The sequence below is a fragment of the Streptomyces sp. HB132 genome, from assembly GCF_016909575.1.
In the GTDB taxonomy this organism is placed as follows: domain Bacteria; phylum Actinomycetota; class Actinomycetes; order Streptomycetales; family Streptomycetaceae; genus Streptomyces.
In genome coordinates this window covers 441,923-461,646 of the sequence record NZ_JAFBGA010000003.1, presented here as the reverse complement: position 1 = coordinate 461,646, position 19,724 = coordinate 441,923, and the positions used below count along the sequence as shown (strand labels likewise).

Annotated in this window: 16 protein-coding genes and 1 pseudogene; 11 read left to right on the top strand and 6 right to left on the bottom strand. The window is 70.0% G+C overall.

Annotation, left to right across the window (positions count from 1 at the left end; all coding sequences use genetic code 11):
- Positions 1-13 precede the first annotated feature (13 nt).
- Positions 14-901, top strand: a complete 888-nt coding sequence (locus tag JOC24_RS09775; protein WP_205019736.1) for a hypothetical protein — start codon at positions 14-16, stop codon at positions 899-901.
- A 71-nt stretch (positions 902-972) separates the two neighbouring features.
- Positions 973-1,233 carry a hypothetical protein gene (locus tag JOC24_RS09770; RefSeq protein ID WP_239580092.1) on the top strand — a complete coding sequence of 87 codons (261 nt, stop codon included), beginning with the start codon at positions 973-975 and terminating at the stop codon, positions 1,231-1,233.
- Positions 1,234-1,236: 3 nt separating this feature from the next.
- Here the strand turns inward: JOC24_RS09770 and JOC24_RS09765 are convergent, their stop codons facing one another.
- Positions 1,237-2,010, bottom strand: a complete 774-nt coding sequence (locus JOC24_RS09765) for an alpha/beta fold hydrolase (RefSeq protein WP_205019735.1) — start codon at positions 2,008-2,010, stop codon at positions 1,237-1,239.
- Positions 2,011-2,168: 158 nt separating this feature from the next.
- The gene (locus tag JOC24_RS09760) at positions 2,169-2,642 is read right to left on the bottom strand and encodes an ArsI/CadI family heavy metal resistance metalloenzyme (RefSeq protein ID WP_205019734.1); all 474 of its coding nucleotides are present in this window, start codon (positions 2,640-2,642) and stop codon (positions 2,169-2,171) included.
- An 80-nt stretch (positions 2,643-2,722) separates the two neighbouring features.
- On the opposite strand from JOC24_RS09760, the gene JOC24_RS09755 reads away from it, so the two are divergent.
- From JOC24_RS09755 to JOC24_RS09740, 4 genes are all read left to right on the top strand, one after another.
- The gene (locus JOC24_RS09755) at positions 2,723-3,124 is read left to right on the top strand and encodes an ArsR/SmtB family transcription factor (RefSeq protein WP_205019733.1); all 402 of its coding nucleotides are present in this window, start codon (positions 2,723-2,725) and stop codon (positions 3,122-3,124) included.
- A complete protein-coding gene (gene arsB / locus JOC24_RS09750) occupies positions 3,121-4,245 on the top strand; it encodes an ACR3 family arsenite efflux transporter (protein ID WP_205019732.1) in 1,125 nt (374 codons plus the stop codon). Before JOC24_RS09755 ends, arsB begins: the two co-directional genes overlap by 4 nt.
- Positions 4,238-4,645, top strand: coding sequence for an arsenate reductase ArsC (locus JOC24_RS09745; protein ID WP_205019731.1), 408 nt, complete (start codon positions 4,238-4,240; stop codon positions 4,643-4,645). The genes arsB and JOC24_RS09745 overlap by 8 nt, the downstream gene beginning before the upstream one ends.
- Before the next feature lie 186 nt (positions 4,646-4,831).
- Complete coding sequence (locus tag JOC24_RS09740; protein ID WP_205019730.1) at positions 4,832-6,097, top strand: APC family permease; 1,266 nt, start codon at positions 4,832-4,834, stop codon at positions 6,095-6,097.
- A 328-nt stretch (positions 6,098-6,425) separates the two neighbouring features.
- On the opposite strand, the gene JOC24_RS09735 is transcribed toward JOC24_RS09740, so the two are convergent.
- Positions 6,426-7,238, bottom strand: a complete 813-nt coding sequence (locus tag JOC24_RS09735; RefSeq protein ID WP_205020019.1) for a hypothetical protein — start codon at positions 7,236-7,238, stop codon at positions 6,426-6,428.
- Between the two features lie 262 nt (positions 7,239-7,500).
- Positions 7,501-7,824, bottom strand: coding sequence for a hypothetical protein (locus JOC24_RS09730; protein WP_205019729.1), 324 nt, complete (start codon positions 7,822-7,824; stop codon positions 7,501-7,503).
- A 743-nt stretch (positions 7,825-8,567) separates the two neighbouring features.
- Here JOC24_RS09730 and JOC24_RS09725 point away from each other — a divergent pair.
- Entirely contained in the window at positions 8,568-10,286 is a 1,719-nt protein-coding gene (locus JOC24_RS09725; RefSeq protein ID WP_205019728.1) for a carbohydrate-binding module family 20 domain-containing protein, read from the top strand.
- 95 nt (positions 10,287-10,381) lie between these two features.
- Entirely contained in the window at positions 10,382-15,688 is a 5,307-nt protein-coding gene (gene pulA, locus JOC24_RS09720; RefSeq protein ID WP_205019727.1) for a pullulanase-type alpha-1,6-glucosidase, read from the top strand.
- Positions 15,689-15,823: 135 nt separating this feature from the next.
- Here the strand turns inward: pulA and JOC24_RS09715 are convergent, their stop codons facing one another.
- On the bottom strand, positions 15,824-16,372 hold the full coding sequence (locus JOC24_RS09715; RefSeq protein WP_205019726.1) for a YciI family protein: 549 nt from the start codon (positions 16,370-16,372) through the stop codon (positions 15,824-15,826).
- 121 nt (positions 16,373-16,493) lie between these two features.
- On the opposite strand from JOC24_RS09715, the gene JOC24_RS09710 reads away from it, so the two are divergent.
- The 3 genes and pseudogenes from JOC24_RS09710 (at position 16,494) to JOC24_RS09695 (ending at position 18,964) form a co-directional block, all read left to right on the top strand.
- Positions 16,494-17,651, top strand: coding sequence for a GDSL-type esterase/lipase family protein (locus JOC24_RS09710; protein ID WP_205020018.1), 1,158 nt, complete (start codon positions 16,494-16,496; stop codon positions 17,649-17,651).
- A 161-nt stretch (positions 17,652-17,812) separates the two neighbouring features.
- Positions 17,813-18,478, top strand: a pseudogene (locus JOC24_RS09700) (DUF4158 domain-containing protein); the annotation flags it as partial.
- Between the two features lie 135 nt (positions 18,479-18,613).
- A complete protein-coding gene (locus tag JOC24_RS09695; RefSeq protein WP_205020016.1) occupies positions 18,614-18,964 on the top strand; it encodes a 5-carboxymethyl-2-hydroxymuconate Delta-isomerase in 351 nt (116 codons plus the stop codon).
- Here JOC24_RS09695 and JOC24_RS09690 read toward each other — a convergent pair.
- Positions 18,949-19,683 (bottom strand): TetR/AcrR family transcriptional regulator, encoded by a 735-nt coding sequence (locus JOC24_RS09690; RefSeq protein ID WP_205019724.1) that lies wholly within the window; start codon positions 19,681-19,683, stop codon positions 18,949-18,951. The genes JOC24_RS09695 and JOC24_RS09690 overlap by 16 nt on opposite strands.
- Between the last annotated feature and the right edge of the window lie 41 nt (positions 19,684-19,724).

The following is a 19,724-nucleotide window of genomic DNA, read 5'->3' as shown; positions in this document are numbered from 1 at the left end:
CGAACGGAAACCCATGGTCAGCGCCCCGCACGAAGCGATGCACCGCATCTTTCAGAAGGACCCGGGCCTGTTCTCCCGGCTTCCAGAGGTCCTCGGGCTCGAACTTCCGCCCCTCGCGTCGGCAGAGCCCCTGACCGTCGACCTCACCGAGAACGAACCGCTCGAACGGCGCGTCGACACCCTCCTGCGGATCGAGACGCAGAACGACGGGCCGTTCCTCCTCATCATCGAAGCCCAAGGCAAGAGGGACCCCGGCAAGACAGCCAGCTGGCCCTACTACGTCACGTACCTCAACAACAAGTACCGGCTCCCCGTGCTGCTCCTCGTGATCTGCCAGGATCACGCGACTGCCGCGTGGGCAGCCCGGCCCCTCACGATCGGCCTGCCCCAATGGCCGACCGTCACCACCCGCCCCCTGGTGGCGGGCCCCCACAACATGCCCGTCATCACCAACGTGGCCGAAGCCCGGAAGGACCTCGCGCTCGCCACACTCTCCGCGATCACACACGCAGACAATCCGGACGTCGATGCGATACTGAAGACGATGTCGGTCGCCCTGCGCGACACACCGGAATCGATCGCCGAACCGTTCGTCGAACTCATCGCACAAGGCCTGGGCAACCGCCCTGCCGCACAACAGTGGAGGAACCTGGTGGCCGTGGATCTCTCCTTCTACACTTCGCCGCTCTCCGAAGGAATCCGGGACGAGGCCCGCGCCAAAAGAGGCTCCGCAGACGTCCTGCTCGTCCTCGACGCACGCGGCATCGCGATCAGCGACCGGACCCGAGAGAAGATCACAGCCTGCACCGATCCGGAACTCCTCAGCCAGTGGTTGGTTCGCGCCGCCCTTGCCGCCACAGGGGACGAGATCTTCGGCGAGGCGCCCTCCACTGATCGTTAACAAGTCGTTCCGATGCCGGGTTCCCTCTGCGGCACCCAGCATCCCCCGCCGCGCAACAGTGGAGGAACCTGGTGGCCGTGGATCCCTCCTTCTACATCTCGCCTCTCTCCGAGGAGATCCGGGAGGAGGGCCGCGCGCAGGGCCGCGCCCAAGCTCGCAGCGAGAGCATCCTGATCCTCCTCGGCGCCCGCGGCATCGAGATCACCGACGCCACCCGCGAGAAGATCACCACCTGCACCGACTCGGAACTGTCCCGTCAGTGGCTGATCCGTGCCGTCCATGCCACCACCGCCGAAGAGATCTTCGGCTCGGAGGAACTTCCGGACCGCTGACCCTCAGCCGTCCGCCGAGAGCGCGGCAGCGGTCTCCCGTGCGAACGCGTCCGGCTGGTCCAGCATGATGTTGTGCCCGCAGTCCGGGACCGGGACCACCCGCACACCGGCCTCGGAGAGGGTGTCTGCCCCGGTGGGGGAGCCGTCGGCCTCCGGGTACAGGAACGTTCGCGGGATGCTCAGCCCCAGCAGTAGCTCGCGCATCGTGGGAGTGGTCCCTCGGGTCAGGTGCACGGCGCTTCGGTGGAGGGCCTCCAGGCCGGTCAGACGCATCGTGGACCACCAGTGCGGGCCCGCCAGGTCGCGGATGTGCTGCCAGCCGCCCGCCAGGAAGTCGGGCTCGGAGAGAGCGGCGATCCCGCTGCTCCCCGGGGCTCCGGACACCGGCGTCACGGGGTCGAGATTCGCGTCCACCAGCACCAGGCGCGACACCAGCCGTGGGTGACGGGACGCCAGGACCACGGCGACCGAACCGCCCATGCTGTGCGCGACCAACTCCGCGCCCGTGACGCCCGCGTACGTCAGCGCGGCGGCAAGCGCGTCGGCGTGTGATTCCAGGCGGTAGTCGAAGTCCGTCGGCCGGTCGCTGATGCCGTGCCCCAGCAGGTCGACGAGCAGCGACCTGCGGCCGGTGAGCAGTGGGTGGGCGGCCGCCTGTGCGAAGTAGGCGGGGGAGGTGGCGCCGAGGCCGTGCACGTAGACACGGGCCGGCTCCTGTCCGGGCAGCTCCACCCAGCGGATCCGGTCGCCTCCGGGGGTCACGGCGGTGTCGCGCACTCTCAGCTCCTCCGGCTCGTCCACTGACCGGCAAGAGCGTAACCGCCCGCGGAGGGGACCGGCCCCGCCGTCCTGTGGAACTGCACCACTGCGTACGGCTGCTCGGCCCCGGACGGGCCTGATCATGCCCGGCGGTCCACTACCGCGTACGCAACGCCTCAGCTGCCGCAGGCACAGCCCGCAGCCGCCGACGGGGCCTCGGCCGCCTCCGGCTGACCGACACAGCAGGCGTCACCGACGAGCGCGGCGCTCTTGCCCAGTTGGTCGGCGTCGGCCTTGACGACGTAGACCTCCCACGGCTCCTTGCCGGGGCCGTGCACCCACACCTTGTCCTGGAGGGCGTAGCAGCAGGAGGTGTCGTTCTCCTCGAAGGTCGCGAGCCCGGCGTCCTTGAGGCGGGTGGTGGCGGCAGTGACTTCGCCGGTGCTCTCCACCTCGACGCCGAGGTGGTCCAGGCGGGTCTCCTGTCCCGGCTCGCCCTCGACGAGGACGAGCTTGAGCGGCGGGGTGGTGATCGCGAAGTTGGCGTAGCCGGGGCGGCGCTTGGCGGGTTCGACGCCGAAGAGCTTGGAGTAGAAGGTGACCGACGCTTCGAGGTCGGCGACGTTGAGCGCGAGCTGGGCACGGGACATGGCGGTCTCCCCGGATCGGTTGTATCGATGCCTTTCGATTCAAGCTTGCGCCTAGGATCGAAAAACGTCAACATAGAAGTATGTCGAAACAAGAGCTTGTGGTGCTTGGCCAGGACGGCGTCGAGGGATGCTGCCCCGCCCTGCTGACCGCCCCGCTGGACGAGGGCCAGGCCGAGACGCTGGCGAAGGTGTTCAAGGCACTGGGTGACCCCGTGCGTCTGCGGCTGCTGTCGATGATCGCCTCCCGTGCGGGCGGTGAGGTCTGCGTCTGCGACCTCACCCCGGCCTTCGACCTGTCGCAACCGACGATCTCCCACCACCTCAAGCTGCTCAAGCAGGCCGGGCTCATCGACTCCGAGCGGCGTGGGACGTGGGTGTACTACCGGCTGCTGCCGCAGATGACCGACCGCCTCGCCGCGATCCTCACCCGTCCCGCCGGCCAGCCCCTGACCGAGACCGCGGCTGGCGGGGCCACCTCGTGAGCGCCGAAGCGACCACTACGGCGGCGCCCGCGGGACGGGTCGCCGGGCGGCTGTCGTTCCTGGACCGCTTCCTCGCCGTGTGGATTCTGACCGCGATGGCCGCCGGTCTCGGCCTGGGCCGTCTCGTGCCCGGACTCGGGCACGCGCTCGCGAAGGTCACCGTCACCGGCGTCTCGCTGCCGATCGCGCTCGGCCTCCTCGTGATGATGTACCCGGTGCTCGCCAAGGTCCGCTACGACCGCCTCGACACCGTCACCCGCGACCGGCGCCTGCTCATCCCGTCCCTGGTCCTGAACTGGGTCATCGGCCCGGCTCTGATGTTCGCCCTGGCATGGATCTTCCTGCCGGACCTGCCCGAGTACCGCACCGGCCTGATCATCGTCGGCCTCGCCCGCTGCATCGCCATGGTCATCATCTGGAACGACCTCGCCTGCGGCGACCGCGAAGCCGCCGCCGTCCTCGTCGCCCTGAACTCCGTCTTCCAGGTTCTCGCGTTCAGTCTGCTCGGCTGGTTCTACCTCTCCGTACTCCCCGGCTGGCTCGGCCTGGAGCAGACCGCGCTCGACGTGTCCGTCTGGGAGATCGCCCGAAGCGTGCTGGTCTTCCTCGGTATCCCGCTGCTGGCCGGTTTCCTCACCCGCCGCCTCGGCGAGAAGGCCAAGGGCCGCATCTGGTACGAGTCGCAACTGATCCCCCGCATCGGGCCGTTCGCCCTCTACGGGCTGCTGTTCACGATCGTCGTGCTGTTCGCACTCCAAGGCGAGGCCATCACCTCGAAGCCGCTTGACGTCGTACGGATCGCCCTGCCGCTGCTGGTGTACTTCGCCCTCATGTGGGCCGGGTCCATGGCAGTCGGGCGCGTGGTCGGACTGGACTACCCGAAGGCCACGACGCTGGCGTTCACCGCGGCGGGCAACAACTTCGAGCTGGCCATCGCGGTCGCCATCGCCACCTTCGGCGCCAACTCCGGCCAGGCCCTCGCCGGGGTCGTCGGTCCCCTCATCGAGGTTCCCGTCCTGATCGGCCTCGTCTACGTCGCCCTGGCCGCCCGCCGCTTCTTCCCCCAGCCAACCCCGGCGGCCGTACCCGCCGTCGCCCCGGAAGGTTCCGCCCGTGTCTGAGACCAAGCCGTCCGTGCTGTTCGTGTGTGTCCACAACGCAGGCCGTTCCCAGATGGCCGCCGCCTTCCTCACCCACCTCTCCAAGGGCCAGGTCGAGGTCCGCTCCGCCGGGTCAGCACCAGCCGACGCAGTGAACCCCGCCGCCGTCCAGGCGATGGCGGAGGTCGGCATCGACATGTCCACCGAGACTCCGAAGGTGTTGACCGTGGAAGCCGTTCAGGCGTCCGACGTGGTGATCACCATGGGCTGCGGCGACACCTGCCCCGTCTTCCCCGGCAAGACGTACCTCGACTGGAAGCTGGAGGACCCGGCCGGGCAGGGTCTGGCCGCGATCCGCTCGATTCGCGACGCGATCGAACAGCACACCCGCCACCTGCTCGCCGAGCTCCAACCCCACTGAGGCAGCCCTCCCCGGAACGGCTGTCGTTCCCCGGCTCAGCGCCGGTCGCGTCCGCCCTTCACCCCCGCGCATCCTTCGGCCCGAACAGCGACACCCCCCGCAGGACACCCCGGTCCGATACGGTGCGCCGGCGCCGGTCATCGGAACAACAGCGGGCCCCTTGGGCTCCGCTCAAGGGAGTGAGTGTTGAACACGCCAGCCGCCCCGGCCAGTGGCCCCGAGTTGAGCAGGCGTCTGGGAGTCTCCGACGCCGTCCTGATCGGCCTCGGTTCGATGATCGGCGCGGGTATCTTCGCCGCACTCACCCCGGCCGCCGACGCTGCCGGGTCAGGACTGCTGCTCAGCCTCGCGCTCGCCGCCGCGGTGGCCTACTGCAACGCCACTTCCTCAGCACGCCTGGCCGCCCGCTACCCCCGATCCGGCGGCGCCTACGTCTACGGCCGCGAGCGCCTCGGAGACTTCTGGGGCTACCTGGCCGGGTGGGCATTCGTGGTCGGCAAAACCGCATCCTGCGCGGCCATGGCCCTGACCGTCGGCTCATACGTGTGGCCAGGGCAGGAGCACGCGGTGGCCGTCTCCGCCGTGGTGGTACTGACCGCGGTGAACTACGCCGGAGTGCAGAAGTCGGCCTGGCTGACCCGGGCCGTCGTCGCCATCGTGCTCGCGGTACTCGCCGCCGTGGTCACCGTCTGCCTGACGGGTGGCACTGCCGACTCCGCGCGGCTGCACCTCGGCACGGACACCACCTTCAGCGGGGTGCTCCAGGCCGCCGGGCTGCTGTTCTTCGCCTTCGCCGGATACGCGCGCATCGCCACCCTCGGCGAAGAAGTCCGAGACCCCGCACGCACCATTCCCCGCGCGATCCCGATCGCGCTCGGCCTCACCCTCGTGGTGTATGCGGCCGTCGCCGTCATCGTCCTGGCCGTGCTCGGTCCGGTGCGGCTGGCCGACGCCACCGCGCCGCTGGCCGACGCGGTCCGCGCCGCCGGAGCCCCGGCCATGGCCCCGGTGGTGCGCGTCGGGTCCGCCGTCGCCGCCCTGGGTTCCCTGCTGGCACTGATCCTCGGCGTTTCGCGCACCATCCTCGCGATGGCCCGCGACCGCCACTTCCCCCACGCCCTGGCCGCCGTCCACCCGCGATTCCAGATCCCACACCGCGCTGAACTCGTCGTCGGAACCCTCGTCGCCGTACTCGCCGCGACCGTTGACCTACGCGGGGCCATCGGATTTTCCTCCTTCGGCGTGTTGGCCTACTACGCCGTCGCCAACGCCGCCGCCTTCACCCTCACCCGTGCCGAAGGCCGCCCTCCCCGGGCAGTACCCATCGTCGGCACCCTCGGATGTGTGGCGCTCGCCTTCGCCCTCCCACCGGCGTCAGTCACTTCCGGTGCCGGGGTTCTCGCCCTCGGCGCCGCCATCTACGGCATACACAAAGTCACCCACCGCAACTGAACTCGCTATGCGAAAACACAGCCGAATCACCGGCGCTCCATTCGCCGACACTCACCGTGGCAAAACCACTGACGTCTTCGCGGCAAACGACAACTGCGTACGGCTGCTCGGCCTCTCCGGACCCGCACGCTGGGAGGACCCGCACCGGCCCGGACACACCTACTGACACCGGCGGCAGGGTGGAGAGGCCCGCCGCGCACAGGAGAGGGCGGACGGCGGCCCGGGAAGTCCGCGCGGGTCGGCCGCGAAGTTCATCCCGGCATGCCCGTCAGCACGAACGAGGAGCCCTCCGGAGACCGGTGGCCGGGCGGAGCCGTATGCGGCCCCCTCAGCCCTGCCCGTCGCCCTCCTGGAAGAGCCGTACCGTACTGAGGATCTCGCGGATCGTGGCGTCTGACACCTCGTCGGACACCCCGTGTGCCCCGACGTACGTCCACGACACGAACTTGCCCTCCGCGTTCTTGAAGGCGAACGTCACCGCCTTGCCGTCGGTGCCGCACTTGCCCTTCGCCGGTGTTCCGGAGGACGTGACGGTCACGAGGCTGCCCTCGACACCCGACTTCGTCCGGTACGACTCGGCCTCACCGATCTCGAGATGAGTGCTGTCGGGCTGGGTGTAGCCGCCGTAGACCCACTTCTTCGCCGTGTTCTCGGCAGCCTCGGCCGCGCTCTTCGCACCCTTTTCCCCGGTGGTGCCCGTCGACGCGAGCGGGGTGTCGTCCTCGGCGCCGTCCTTGTCGTCGTCCGACGTGCACCACTTCTCCTTGAGGACCGCCGGGGCCATCATCGCGACCAGCGGCTTCTCCTCGGGGTCGCTGTCCTCGGCGACGTAGCTGACCCAGTCCGCGGACTGGCGCGCCCAGGTGCCCGGTACGTCGAAGGTGATCCCGCGCTTGGGATTGACCACCGTGTTCCAGCCGGCGACGAGAGGACCGGAACCGCCCCCGGCCGAACGCCGGTTCGTGTCCCCGGTGCCCGCCGAGTCCGTCGCCCGAGGCTTCCCGTCGGTCGTGTCCTGCCCGTTGCCACGGAGTACCAGGAAGCCGGTCACCCCGCACGCCACGACGACGGCCGTGGCAGCGGCCACGGCGACGACGGTGGTCCGGTTCCGGCGGCGACGGGGCGGCTCCGGCGCGCCCATGCCGACCGTGGGTGCGTAGTGCAGGCCCGGGGCAGGCTGGGTGGAATCCGGACGGGGGTATCCGTCCCGCGGGTCCGGCTGTCCGGAGGGCGACTGCTGTCCTGGCCACATGGGGGTGAGTCTAGGTGTATCGACCCGCAGCGTTGTTGCACGCGTGAACGCCCGGAAGACTGCGGCGATGCCTGACTCAGCCCCGGCGGGTGCCGCCCGCCACGGCGCCCCGGATACTCGTCGCCCGCGCGCGCCACGAGGCGTCCACCGGTCAGAAGGGATCAGTGAACGAGACCGGCTTGCCGGTGGCGCGGGCGTATGCGATCTCCCTGCTGGTGGACTCGCCGACATACCCACCTGGGTTGACGACCAGAACCCGGTCGGCCAGGTCGATCTTGCGCAGGTGGAGGGCGCCCAGAGCGGTCTTCTGCTCGACGGTGATCGCCTCGTCCGCCTCGTGATCCCCGGCGCGCGGGAAGACGCCTGGCGCGACGACGATGACACCCGTGAAGGTCAGATCACGGTTCGCCGCGCTCATCTCGTCCACGAACCGGGTGGAGCCGCAGATGCAGACGATCTCAGGTCGGTCGGACACGGCTCGGTCCTTCGGGTCGAACGGGAAACCGTCAGAGTGCGCGTAGCGATCACGGACGGGCCTACGAGCCGAAGTCTACGCAGCGAGATGGACGCCACGCGGCTGCACCGTCGCAGGCGGGAGGCGTGGCCCGGGCGGGGAACGACGCTGCTCGACGCCGAAGTGCGGGGTGCACCCGGCTCACCGGCTTCCTTCAGCAACACGGCCTCGTGCCCGGTCAGGCCCGCACCGGTGGCGCGTCCCGGGTCGGTCCTGCACGGCTCGAAGGGACGCGGCCGATTCAATCGCCACTCCACGCCGCGAGTTGGGGAAACCCGCGCGGGAGGTCCCCGTCGTCATGGGCGTCACGCGCGGGAGAGGCCCGGAAGTCGGCCCGGGATGGGCCGGCGGGGAAGCGACGTCCGGGCCTCTCCGTGGCGTGACCGGCCCGGCCGGACGGGCGCGTGGGATCCGGCGGACCGGACCCCCGGCCGGCCGGGCCGGAGTCGGGATGAACTTAACAGCACCGCAATATTTTGCGTAAGACCTTGCAGGAAGAAATCTCCAGGATTTCGAGGAAGTGAGCGGGACGTGATCGCGTGATGTCCGAGGGGTTGACCAGGGCAGGTCGGACTCGTACGGTCTGCCGCACACAGGGTTTTGCATCCTTGCTGCAAGAACCTTCACAAGCCTTGAGGGCACGGCGCGTTGCCATGGAGGCTGCTCCGCCACCCCCGCACTTCCCCCACCGCAGGAGGAACGTCATGGCACGCAGGCCCTTGCACGCCGCGCTCGCCCTCACCATGGGCGCCGCCGTGCTCGCCATCCCCGCCGGGCTCGGCGCCGCCGGCACGGCCCAGGCCGCGCCGCCCGGCGAGAAGGACGTCACCGCGGTGATGTTCGAGTGGAAGTTCGCCTCGGTCGCCAAGGCATGCACCGACAGCCTCGGGCCTGCCGGTTACGGCTACGTCCAGGTCTCGCCGCCCCAGGAACACATCCAGGGCGGCCAGTGGTGGACCTCGTACCAGCCCGTCAGCTACAAGATCGCCGGCCGTCTCGGCGACCGCACGGCCTTCGCGAACATGGTGAGCACGTGTCACGCCGCGGGCGTCAAGGTCATAGCCGACTCCGTCATCAACCACATGTCGGCCGGATCAGGCACCGGCACCGGCGGCTCCTCGTACACCAAGTACAACTACCCGGGGACCTATTCGGTCAACGACATGAACGACTGCCAGTCGCAGATCAGCAACTACGGCGACCGGGCCAACGTCCAGAACTGCGAACTGGTCGGCCTCGCCGACCTGGACACCGGCGAGGACTACGTCCGCGGCAAGATCGCCGGCTACCTCAACGACCTGCTGTCCCTCGGTGTCGACGGCTTCCGCATCGACGCGGCCAAGCACATGCCGGCCGCAGACCTCGCGAACATCAAGTCCCGCCTCAGCAACCCCGGCGTGTACTGGAAGCACGAGGCGATCTACGGGGCCGGAGAGGCCGTCTCCCCCTCGGAGTACCTCGGCAGCGGCGACGTCCAGGAGTTCCGCTACGGCCGCGGTCTCAAGCAGGTCTTCAACGACGAGAACCTCGCCTACCTCAAGAACTTCGGCGAGGGCTGGGGCTTCATGGAGTCGGGCAGGTCGGCCGTCTTCGTCGACAACCACGACACCGAGCGCGGCGGCGACACCCTGAACTACAAGGACGGCGCCAACTACACCCTGGCGAGCGTCTTCATGCTGGCCTACCCCTACGGCTCCCCGGACGTCCACTCCGGCTACGAGTGGACCGACAAGGACGCCGGTCCGCCCAACGGCGGCCAGGTGAACGCCTGCTACAGCGACGGCTGGAAGTGCCAGCACGCCTGGCGCGAGATCTCCTCCATGGTCGGCTTCCGCAACGCCGCCCGCGGCCAGGCCGTCTCGAACTGGTGGGACAACGGCGGCGACCAGATCGCCTTCGGCCGGGGCTCCAAGGCGTACGTCGCCATCAATCACGAGGGCTCGTCGCTGACCCGGACGTTCCAGACCGCGCTGCCCGCCGGTGACTACTGCGACGTCCAGTCCGGCAAGGGCGTCACCGTCAACGGCTCCGGGCAGTTCACCGCCACGCTCGGAGCGAACACCGCCGTCGCCCTGCACGTCGGCGCCCGCACCTGCACGGGCGGCGGCACGACGCCCGGCACCGGTCAGTCCGGAGCCTCCTTCGGCGTCAACGCCACCACCCAGACCGGCCAGAACATCTACGTCACCGGCAGCCAGGCCGCCCTCGGCAGCTGGGCCCCGGGCAGTGCGCTGAAGCTCGACCCGGCCGCCTACCCCGTGTGGAAGCTCGACGTCACCCTGCCCGCCGGGACCTCCTTCGAGTACAAGTACCTCCGCAAGGACGCGAGCGGAAACGTCACCTGGGAGAGCGGCGCCAACCGCACCGCCACCGTCCCGTCCTCCGGGAAGGTCGCGCTGACCGCCGACGTCTGGCGCAGCTGACCCCACTCGTCGCGGGCCGGGGACGCGAGGGTGAGCGTCCCCGGCCCGCACCGCTCCACATCGCCAGAACCCCGAAAGCCGAGGAGTACCCGCCCGTGTCCCGAACCACCCTCCGGCGGGGAGCCGTAGCCGCACTGTGCGCGGCGCTTCTCCCCGTCGTGCCGGCGGCCACCGCCTCCGCCGCGCCCAGACCCCCGGCCCCGCCCTCGGACGCGAAACTCGCGAAGGAGCCCGCCCGGCACGACCTGACCCGCGAGCAGTTCTACTTCGTGCTGCCCGACAGGTTCGCCAACGGCGACACCTCCAACGACCGCGGCGGGCTCACCGGCTCACGGACGGAGACCGGTTACGACCCGACGGACAAGGGGTTCTACCAGGGCGGTGACCTCAAGGGCCTCACCCAGCGGCTCGACTACATCAAGGGGCTCGGCACCACCGCCATCTGGCTCGCGCCGATCTTCAAGAACCGGCCCGTCCAGGGCACCGGGGACAACGCCTCCGCCGGCTACCACGGGTACTGGATCACCGACTTCACCCAGGTCGACCCGCACTTCGGGACGAACGCCGACCTCACGAAGCTGATCGACAAGGCCCACGGCAAGGGCATGAAGGTCTTCTTCGACGTCATCACCAACCACACCGCCGACACCGTCGACTACGCCGAGAAGAAGTACGGCTACAAGCCCAAGGGCGCCTTCCCGTACCTCGACCGGGACGGCCGGCCCTTCGACGACGCCCGGGGCATGGCGGACGTGGACGCCGACTCCTTCCCGTACACCCCGGTGAACACGGGCGAGAAGGTCCCGTCCTGGCTCAACGACCCCACGATGTACCACAACAGGGGCGACTCGACCTACGCGGGCGAGTCCACCGAGTACGGCGACTTCTCCGGCCTCGACGACCTGTGGACCGAGCGCCCCGAGGTCGTCTCCGGCATGGAGAAGATCTACGAGAAGTGGGTCCGCGACTTCGACATCGACGGCTTCCGCATCGACACCGTCAAGCACGTCGACCTCGGCTTCTGGACCCGGTGGGCCACCGTCCTCGACGACTACGCGGCGAAGCGCGGCCGGGACGACTTCTTCATGTTCGGCGAGGTCTACTCCTCCGACACCGCGATCACCTCGCCGTACGTGACGCGGGGCCGCCTCGACGCGACGCTCGACTTCCCCTTCCAGGAAGCCGCCCGGCAGTACGCCTCCCAGGGCGCCCCGGCCTCGAAGCTCGCCTCCGTCTACGCCGACGACTACCGCTACACCACCGACAAGGCCAACGCCTACGAGCAGGTGACCTTCCTCGGCAACCACGACATGGGCCGGATCGGCACCTTCCTGAAGCAGGACAACCCGGAGGCCGGCGACGCCGAGCTCCTGGACCGCGCCCGGCTCGCCAACGAACTGATGTTCCTCGGACGCGGCAACCCGGTGATCTACTACGGCGACGAGCAGGGGTACACCGGGGCGGGCGGTGACAAGGACGCCCGCCAGACGCTCTTCGGCTCGGAGACCGCCGACTACCTCGACGACGACCAGATCGGCACCGACCGTACGCACGCGTCCGACGCGTACGACGCGAAGCACCCGCTGTACCGATCCATAGCGGCCCTGTCGAAGCTCACCCGGGAGCACCAGGCCCTGCGCGACGGCACCCAGACCGAGCGCTACTCCGAGGGCTCCGTCCACGCCGTCTCGCGTACGGACACCAAGCGCCCGTACGAATACCTCGTCGCCTCCAACAACGGTGCCGAGGCGAGGACGGTGGAGCTCCCCACCGAGTCGGCCGGCATGAACTTCCGCACACTGTACGGCGGTTCAGGTGCCGTGCGCAGCGCTGCCGACAAGACCGTCAAGGTCACCGTGCCCGCGCTGTCCAGCATCGTGCTCCGCGCCGACAAGCCGCTCGGCACCCCCGCCACCAAGCCCTCGATCACCCTGAAGGCCCCGGCGGCCGGAGCCACCGGCACCGTCGAGCTCACCGCCGGCGTCGACGGAGGGGACCTGAACCGCGTCGTCTTCGCCGCGCAGACCGGCGACGGGAAGTGGACGACGCTGGGCTCCGCCGACCACGCCCCCTACAAGGTCACCCAGCACATCGACGCGTCGGTGAAGGCCGGGACCGCGCTGCGCTACAAGGCCGTGGTCGTCGACCGCGCCGGACGCACCACGAGCGCCCTCGCCTCCACGACCGCCGGCCAGGCACCGCCCGCCCCGAAGCCCGTCGCCGTCGACCGCGACCACGCCGTCGTCCACTACAAGCGCGCGGACCGCGACTACGAGGGCTGGCAGCTGAAGTCCGGTGGGAAGACAGCCGACTTCGTCGGCCGTGACGCCTACGGCGCCTTCGCCTGGATCGACCTCGACGAGGGCGCCTCCTCGGTCCCGTACACCGTCGAGAAGAACGGCACGGCCGACGGCGCCGAGCGGACCGTCGACCTCGCCAGGACCGGCCAGGTCTGGATCGAGCAGGGCAAGGACGCGCAGGCCACCGAGGCTCCCGAGGCCCCGGCGCAGGACACCTCCAAGGCCGTACTGCACTACCACCGCGCCGACGGCGACTACGACGGCTGGGGCCTGCACACCTGGACCGGTGCCGCCGCCCCCACGGACTGGGCGAAGCCCCTGCAGCCCGTGAGGAGCGACGCCTACGGCGTCACCTTCGAGGTCCCGCTCACCGACGGCGCCACCTCGCTCAGCTACATCCTCCACAAGGGCGACGAGAAGGACCTCCCGGGCGACCAGTCCCTCGACACCGCCACGCACGGGCACGAGGTCTGGATGCTCGGCGGCAAGTCCGGCTACCTGCTGCCGCAGGCCGGCGGGGTGCCCACGCCCGACCTCACCAAGGCCGAGGCCCAGTGGATCGACGCGAACACCGTCGTCTGGAAGGTCAAGGCCACCGACGCCACCAGCCAGCAGCTCGTGTACGCGAAGAACGGTGGCATCTCCGTCGTCGACGGAGCGCTGTCCGACGAGGGGCAGTGGCTCCGGCTCGGCGCCACCGAACTCACCGTCGCGCAGAAGGCGAAGTACCCGCACCTCAAGGACTATCCCGCGTTCACCGTCGACACCCGCGACCGGGACCGCGTCGTTACGTCCCTCCGAGGCCAGCTGATCGCCACCCAACGTGCCGCCAACGGTGCCCTGCTCGCCGCCACCGGCGTACAGACCGCGGGCGTCCTGGACGCGCTGTACGGGAAGGCCGCCGGCACCGCCGCCCTCGGGCCCGTCTTCCGTAAGGGCAGCCCGACGCTCTCCGTCTGGGCGCCCACCGCCCGCACGGTCGCGCTCGAACTCGACGGGAGGACCGTCCCGATGCGGCGCGACGACCGCACCGGCGTCTGGTCGGTCACGGGGAAGAAGAGCTGGGACGGCAAGCCCTACCGCTACGCCGTCCAGGTCTGGGCGCCCACCGTCCAGAAGATGGTCACCAACAAGGTGACCGACCCCTACTCCACCGCGCTGACCGCCGACTCCGCCCGCAGCCTCGCCGTCGACCTGGACGACCCGAAGCTCGCGCCGCGCGGCTGGCCGGCGCTGAGGAAGCCCGCCGCCGTGCCGCTGCGGGACGCCCAGATCCAGGAGCTGCACGTCCGGGACTTCTCCGTCACGGACAGCACGTCGAAGCACCCCGGCGAGTACCTCGCCTTCACCGACACCCGCTCCGACGGGATGAAGCACCTCAAGGAGCTCGCGGACTCCGGCACCAGCTACGTGCACCTGCTGCCCGTCTTCGACATCGGGACGATCCCCGAGAAGATGGCCGACCAGCAGCAGCCGGCCTGCGACCTGTCCGCCCACGCCCCCGACTCCGAGGAGCAGCAGGCCTGCGTCACCGAGGCCGCCGCGAAGGACGGCTTCAACTGGGGCTACGACCCGCTGCACTACACCGTCCCCGAGGGCTCCTACGCCTCGGACCCCGACGGCACGAAGCGCACCACCGAGTTCCGGCAGATGGTCCAGGGACTCAACGGCGCCGGGCTGCGGACGGTCATGGACGTCGTCTACAACCACACCGTCGCCTCCGGCCAGGACGACAAGTCCGTCCTCGACAAGATCGTCCCCGGCTACTACCAGCGGCTCCTGGAGGACGGCACCGTCGCCACCTCCACCTGCTGCGCCAACACCGCGACCGAGAACACCATGATGGGCAAGCTCGTCGTGGACTCGGTCGTCACCTGGGCCAAGGAGTACAAGGTCGACGGCTTCCGCTTCGACCTCATGGGGCACCACCCCAAGGCCAACATCCTCGCGGTCCGCAAGGCCCTCGACGAGCTGACCCTCGCCAAGGACGGCGTCGACGGAAGTAAGATCATCCTGTACGGCGAGGGCTGGAACTTCGGCGAGATCGCCGACGACGCCCGCTTCGTCCAGGCCACCCAGAAGAACATGGCCGGCACCGGCATCGCCACCTTCTCCGACCGGGCCCGCGACGCCGTGCGCGGCGGCGGCCCCTTCGACGAGGACCCCGGCGTCCAGGGCTTCGCCTCAGGCCTCTACACCGACCCCAACACCTCCGCCGCCAACGGCACCGAGGCCGAACAGAAGGCCCGGCTGCTGCACTACCAGGACCTGATCAAGGTCGGCCTCACCGGCAACCTCGCCGACTACACCTTCACCGACACCCAGGGCCGCACGGTCAAGGGCTCGGCCGTCGACTACAACGGGGCCCCCGCCGGATACGCGGCGGCGCCCGGCGACGCGCTCGCCTACGCGGACGCCCACGACAACGAGACCCTCTACGACGCCCTCGCGTTCAAGCTCCCCGCGGACACCACGACGGCCGACCGGGCCCGCATGCAGGTACTGGCGATGGCGACCGCCGCGCTCTCCCAGGGTCCGGCGCTCTCCCAGGCCGGCACCGACCTGCTGCGCTCCAAGTCGCTGGACCGCAACTCCTACGACAGCGGTGACTGGTTCAACGCCCTGCACTGGGACTGCCGCAAGGGCAACGGCTTCGGCCGGGGACTGCCGCCCGCCGCCGACAACAAGGACAAGTGGTCGTACGGGAAGCCGCTGCTGGCCTCCGCCGCACTCGTCCCCGGGTGTGCGCAGATCACCGGCGCGTCCACCGCGTACCAGGACCTGCTCACGATCCGCACCACCGAGAAGGACTTCGGCCTCGCCACCGCCGGGCAGGTCCAGGACACCCTGTCCTTCCCGCTCTCCGGCAAGGAGGAGACGCCCGGGGTGATCACGATGCGCCTGGGCAAGCTGGTCGTCGTCATGAACGCCACCCCCGGCACGCAGAGCCAGGACGTCCCCGAGCTGGCCGGGAAGGCGTACGCACTCCACCCGGTCCAGGCGGCGGGCGCGGACAGTACGGTCAAGAAATCCTCGTACGAGGGGAAGTCGGGCAGCTTCACCGTGCCGGGGCGCACGGTCGCCGTGTTCTCCCAGCGCTGACGCCCCCTCCCACCGGCCGGTCCCGGCTCCCGCCCTCGGGCGGGAGCCGGGACCGGCCGCTTTCTGCGCGGTGACGGCGCTTACGTGAGGACTACGGCGGCAGGGGGACGCGAGCTCTCGCCGGCCCTTGGTCCATCACCTGCGCCCGCCGAACTCCCAGTCATGAACCTCTATGCCGGCATACCGGTCCTGTGTCAGGACGGCGCGCGCCGCGTCCGGGTCGGAAGCCGTGAGCAGCACCGCCGTACCCAGCCAGGTGGCGCCGTCGTCGGACAGCAGAGGCCCGTACGCGATCAGCTCGTCCCGGTCGGGCGGTAGGGCGAGGTCGGCGGGCCGGCCCGAGCTGAGCCCGAGCACCAGGTAGCGGTTGCCACCGGCCCGGTCACCGGGGAAGTCCCACATGGTGCGCCCCAGCAGGTTGCGCCACCGGCGCAGCAGTACGTCCCGGTAGGCGCCGGCCTGGTAGTTGGGCTCGTCGAAAGCGAACGTGCGGGCGGTGGCGGCATCGGGCAGGTCGACGATGTGCACGCTGCCGGTGGGTGTCTCGCCGTCGTCGGCGAAGGTCGGGCCGCGGGCGATCAGCTCCTCGGCGTACCGGTCCATGTAGGACCAGTGCTCTTCCACGAGCTCGTTGCGTAACGTGAGGGAGCCGGGCCGGTCGCGGTGGTAACAGAAGAACTCCATGCCCACAGTCTCCGTCCGGCGTACGGCCGCCGGACCAGAGGGTCGGGGAACGATGACCGCACCGTCGCGGCGCGCGATCTCGATCGTAGGCTGACCTCGGGAAGGAGCGGTGACGGTGGCGATGCGGGCGTTTCCTCTGGTGGGCGGACCGGTGGAGTTGCGGGGTGCGCTGGATCTGGAGATCACGCCGACGGGGGTGATGCCGCGCCGGCTGCCGGCGTGGACCAAGGAGCAGTACCAGGATCCGTCGGTCTACGGCGTAACCGTGATGCCTTCGGGTGTGCGCCTGGTGTTTCGCACCGATGCGTGTGAGCTGGAGTTCGAGGTGCTCACCTTCACAGGGCAGCTCGACACCGATCCCCTGCCCCGTCCGACCGGGATGCTGGAGCTGCTGGTGAACGGCGCTCTTGCCGGGCGGCGCCGGGCACCGGTGGGAAACGTGCTGCGGATGGCGGGTCCCGGGGCCGCGCAGCGGCTGATCCCGGGCGATCCGGGGACCGTGCGGTTCACCGGGTTGCCGGCCGGCATGAAGAGCGTCGAGCTGTGGCTGCCGCAGCAGACCCCCATGGAACTGGTCGCACTGCGCGCCGACGGTGAAGTGCTTCCACCGCTACCGGACGGTCGGCGCCGCTGGGTGCACCACGGCAGCTCCATCAGCCACTGCATCGAGGCCGACGGCCCGACCGGCACCTGGCCGACGGTGGCAGCCGCACTCGGGGGAGTGGAGGTGATCAACCTCAGCCAAGCGGGCAACGCGCTGCTGGACCCCTATGTCGCCCGGACGATCCGTGATGTGCCCGCCGACCTGATCAGCCTCAAGGTGGGCATCAACATCGTGGGTCTGGCCGCCTTCCGGCTGCGGACGTTCGGCCCGGCGGTGCATGGGTTTCTGGACACCATCCGGGACGGGCACCCGGACACCCCGCTGCTGTTGATGTCCCCGGTGAGCTGTCCTGCGGTCGAGGAGACTCCAGGCCCGACGACGATGGGCCCGGACGGGAGGATCACAGCCCTGGGTGACCCGGCCCAGGTGGCCGCCGGGGCGTTGACGCTGGCGGTGGTCCGTGCCGAGTTGGAACGGATCGTGGCCGCCCGGCGGGCACGCGATCCCCACCTCCACCATCTCGACGGCCGCGAGCTGCTCGGCCCGGACGAGGCGGACGATCTGGCCGACGGCCTGCACCCCACGGCCACCGCATACCGCCGGATGGGCAAGCGATTCGCCACCCGCGCCTTCGCGAGTGACGGTCCCTTCCGGCCGAGGGCGCGTCGGCCTTAGCTTCGCCGGAAGGGTGGGCACCCGGTTCCGGCCTCGGGGAACAGCGGTACAGCGGTTAACGCCAAGCCGGTGACCATGGGCTTCTAGCGCAGTCGTCGGCTTGGTGCGGGGGTTCGGCGGAAGATCGTTGAGCGGCTGCGGGCGTCGTTAGCTTCAGGTCCATGCCAGTGGAGTTCTTGGCCGACGAGCAGGCGGCTTCGTACGGGAAGTTCGACGAGGAGCCGACCCGGCCGGAGCTGGTGCGGTTCTTCTTCCTCGACGACGAGGACCGCAAGCTCATCGGAAGCGGCGCGGTGATCACAACCGGCTCGGGTTCGCCCTTCAGATGTGCACCGTGCGCTACATCGGCCGGTTCCTCCCGGACGGCCCGCTGGACGTTCCGTGGGCGGTGGTGGAGTACCTCGGGGAGCAGCTCGACATCGGGGACGTCAGTTGCGTGAAGCAGTACACCGAGCGCAAGCCGACGGCGTACCAGCACGCGTGGGAGATCGGGACGCGTACGAGTACCACGAGTACGACGATGCGGAGTGGCGCGGAAGTTCCGTACGTTCCCGCACCGCCGGGCGTGGACGCACACCGAGGGGCTGGTGGCGCTGTTCAACCAGGCGGTGGGCCGGCTGCGCCGTCACCAGGTGCTGCTGCCAGGGGTGTCGGTGCTGGCCCGGAAGGTGCCGGAGGTCCGTACGGTCGCGGAGAAGCGGCTGCACGCCACGGTCTCCAGGGCCGCGCACCGGGCGGACGCGGCGCTGCCCGGGGGCCTGGTGGCCACCCTGGTGACGCCGGAGAGCGCCCGGTTCTCGGAGGTTAGGCGCTGTACCGCTGCACCGCTGTACCGCTGTTCCCCGAGGCCGAGTTCCCCGCGCTCACTTGTGCGGGCCGCGCGATCACGCGAAGCTGAGGCTGTACACGTGCGTGCACGCTGTGCACGTATGCGTACCCGTACTCGCGATCAGGAGCGAATGATGCCGCAGATCACCGTCGACTACTCCGCCGAGCTCGACGACAGCTTCGACCGCCGCGGCTTCGCGCTGGCCCTGCACCCGCTCGTCGCCGAGACCGTGTCCACCAAGATCCCCGCCTGCAAGACCCGGTTCCGCCGTACCGAGGACTCCGTCGTCGGCGACGCCGCGGCGGGCGACTCCATCGTCAACGTCTCGATCGCGATGCTGCCCGGCCGGACCCCCGAGACCAAGGCGCTGCTGACGGAAGCGGTGCTGGAGCTGCTGGCCGGGCACCTGAAGCCGGTCGACGGCCTCACCGTCCACGCCTCGGCCGAGATCAGGGACCTCGACGCGTCCTACCGCAAGAACTGAGGCAGTCGCTGCGGCGGAACGGCCGGTGTGGCGGGTGCCAGCGCCGAGAGCCTGGCGAGCAGCTCGCCGAACGGGCCGTCCGCCGGCTCCTGCGCGAAGACCCGCATCATGACGCCCGCCACCTCCTGGTCGTAGGCCGCGCTCACCGACGCCAGCGCCGCGAAGTCGTGCACCAGCTGCAGCTCCAGCTCCGCACGCGGAACGCGCTTCCCGTCGAGCCAGAGCAGCGCCGTCGACTCGGCCAGCGACACCCAGGACCGCACGAGGAGTTCGAGCCGGGCGGACGGCGACGGTATGCGGAGATGCGCGAGGATCTGCTCGTACGCCGCCTGCCGTACCCCGTCGACGAGGGCGCCGGCCGTGGATGAACCCCGCGCGGGGCCGCCCCGCATCAGCGCGGCGAAGCCCTGACCGTGTTCCTCGACGAAGTCGAAGAACCGATGCATGACCCGGATCAGCCGTGCTCCCAGAGGCCCTTCGTGCGCCTCCAGGAAGAGGCAGGACAGCTCGTCGGAGGCCCGCTTCAGCGCGGCTTCGTACAGACTGCGCTTCCCCGGGAAGTAGTGGTAGACGAGTGGACGGGAGATGCCGGCGGCCGCCGCGATCTCGTCGATCGACACCTCGTCGGGCGAGCGGCGGCCGAACAACTCCAGTGCCACGGCGATCAACTGGGCCCTGCGCTCATCGACACCCATCCGGCGCCGCACCCCGGTCGTCATGCCGGACAGCCTAACCGGGCCGGTCGGACGGCCCTCCGCCC

Excerpts from the sequence above, each read along its gene's own strand:
- JOC24_RS09775 (WP_205019736.1), top strand. The coding sequence starts at position 14 with ATGGTCAGCGCCCCGCACGAAGCGATGCACCGCATCTTTCAGAAGGAC.
- JOC24_RS09760 (WP_205019734.1), bottom strand. The coding sequence starts at position 2,642 with ATGTCCCGTGCCCAGCTCGCGCTCAACGTCGCCGACCTCGAAGCGTCG.
- JOC24_RS09755 (WP_205019733.1), top strand. The coding sequence starts at position 2,723 with ATGTCGAAACAAGAGCTTGTGGTGCTTGGCCAGGACGGCGTCGAGGGA.
- JOC24_RS09735 (WP_205020019.1), bottom strand. The coding sequence starts at position 7,238 with ATGGGCGCGCCGGAGCCGCCCCGTCGCCGCCGGAACCGGACCACCGTC.
- JOC24_RS09725 (WP_205019728.1), top strand. The coding sequence starts at position 8,568 with ATGGCACGCAGGCCCTTGCACGCCGCGCTCGCCCTCACCATGGGCGCC.
- JOC24_RS09715 (WP_205019726.1), bottom strand. The coding sequence starts at position 16,372 with ATGGAGTTCTTCTGTTACCACCGCGACCGGCCCGGCTCCCTCACGTTA.
- JOC24_RS09710 (WP_205020018.1), top strand. The coding sequence starts at position 16,494 with ATGCGGGCGTTTCCTCTGGTGGGCGGACCGGTGGAGTTGCGGGGTGCG.
- JOC24_RS09695 (WP_205020016.1), top strand. The coding sequence starts at position 18,614 with ATGCCGCAGATCACCGTCGACTACTCCGCCGAGCTCGACGACAGCTTC.
- JOC24_RS09690 (WP_205019724.1), bottom strand. The coding sequence starts at position 19,683 with ATGACGACCGGGGTGCGGCGCCGGATGGGTGTCGATGAGCGCAGGGCC.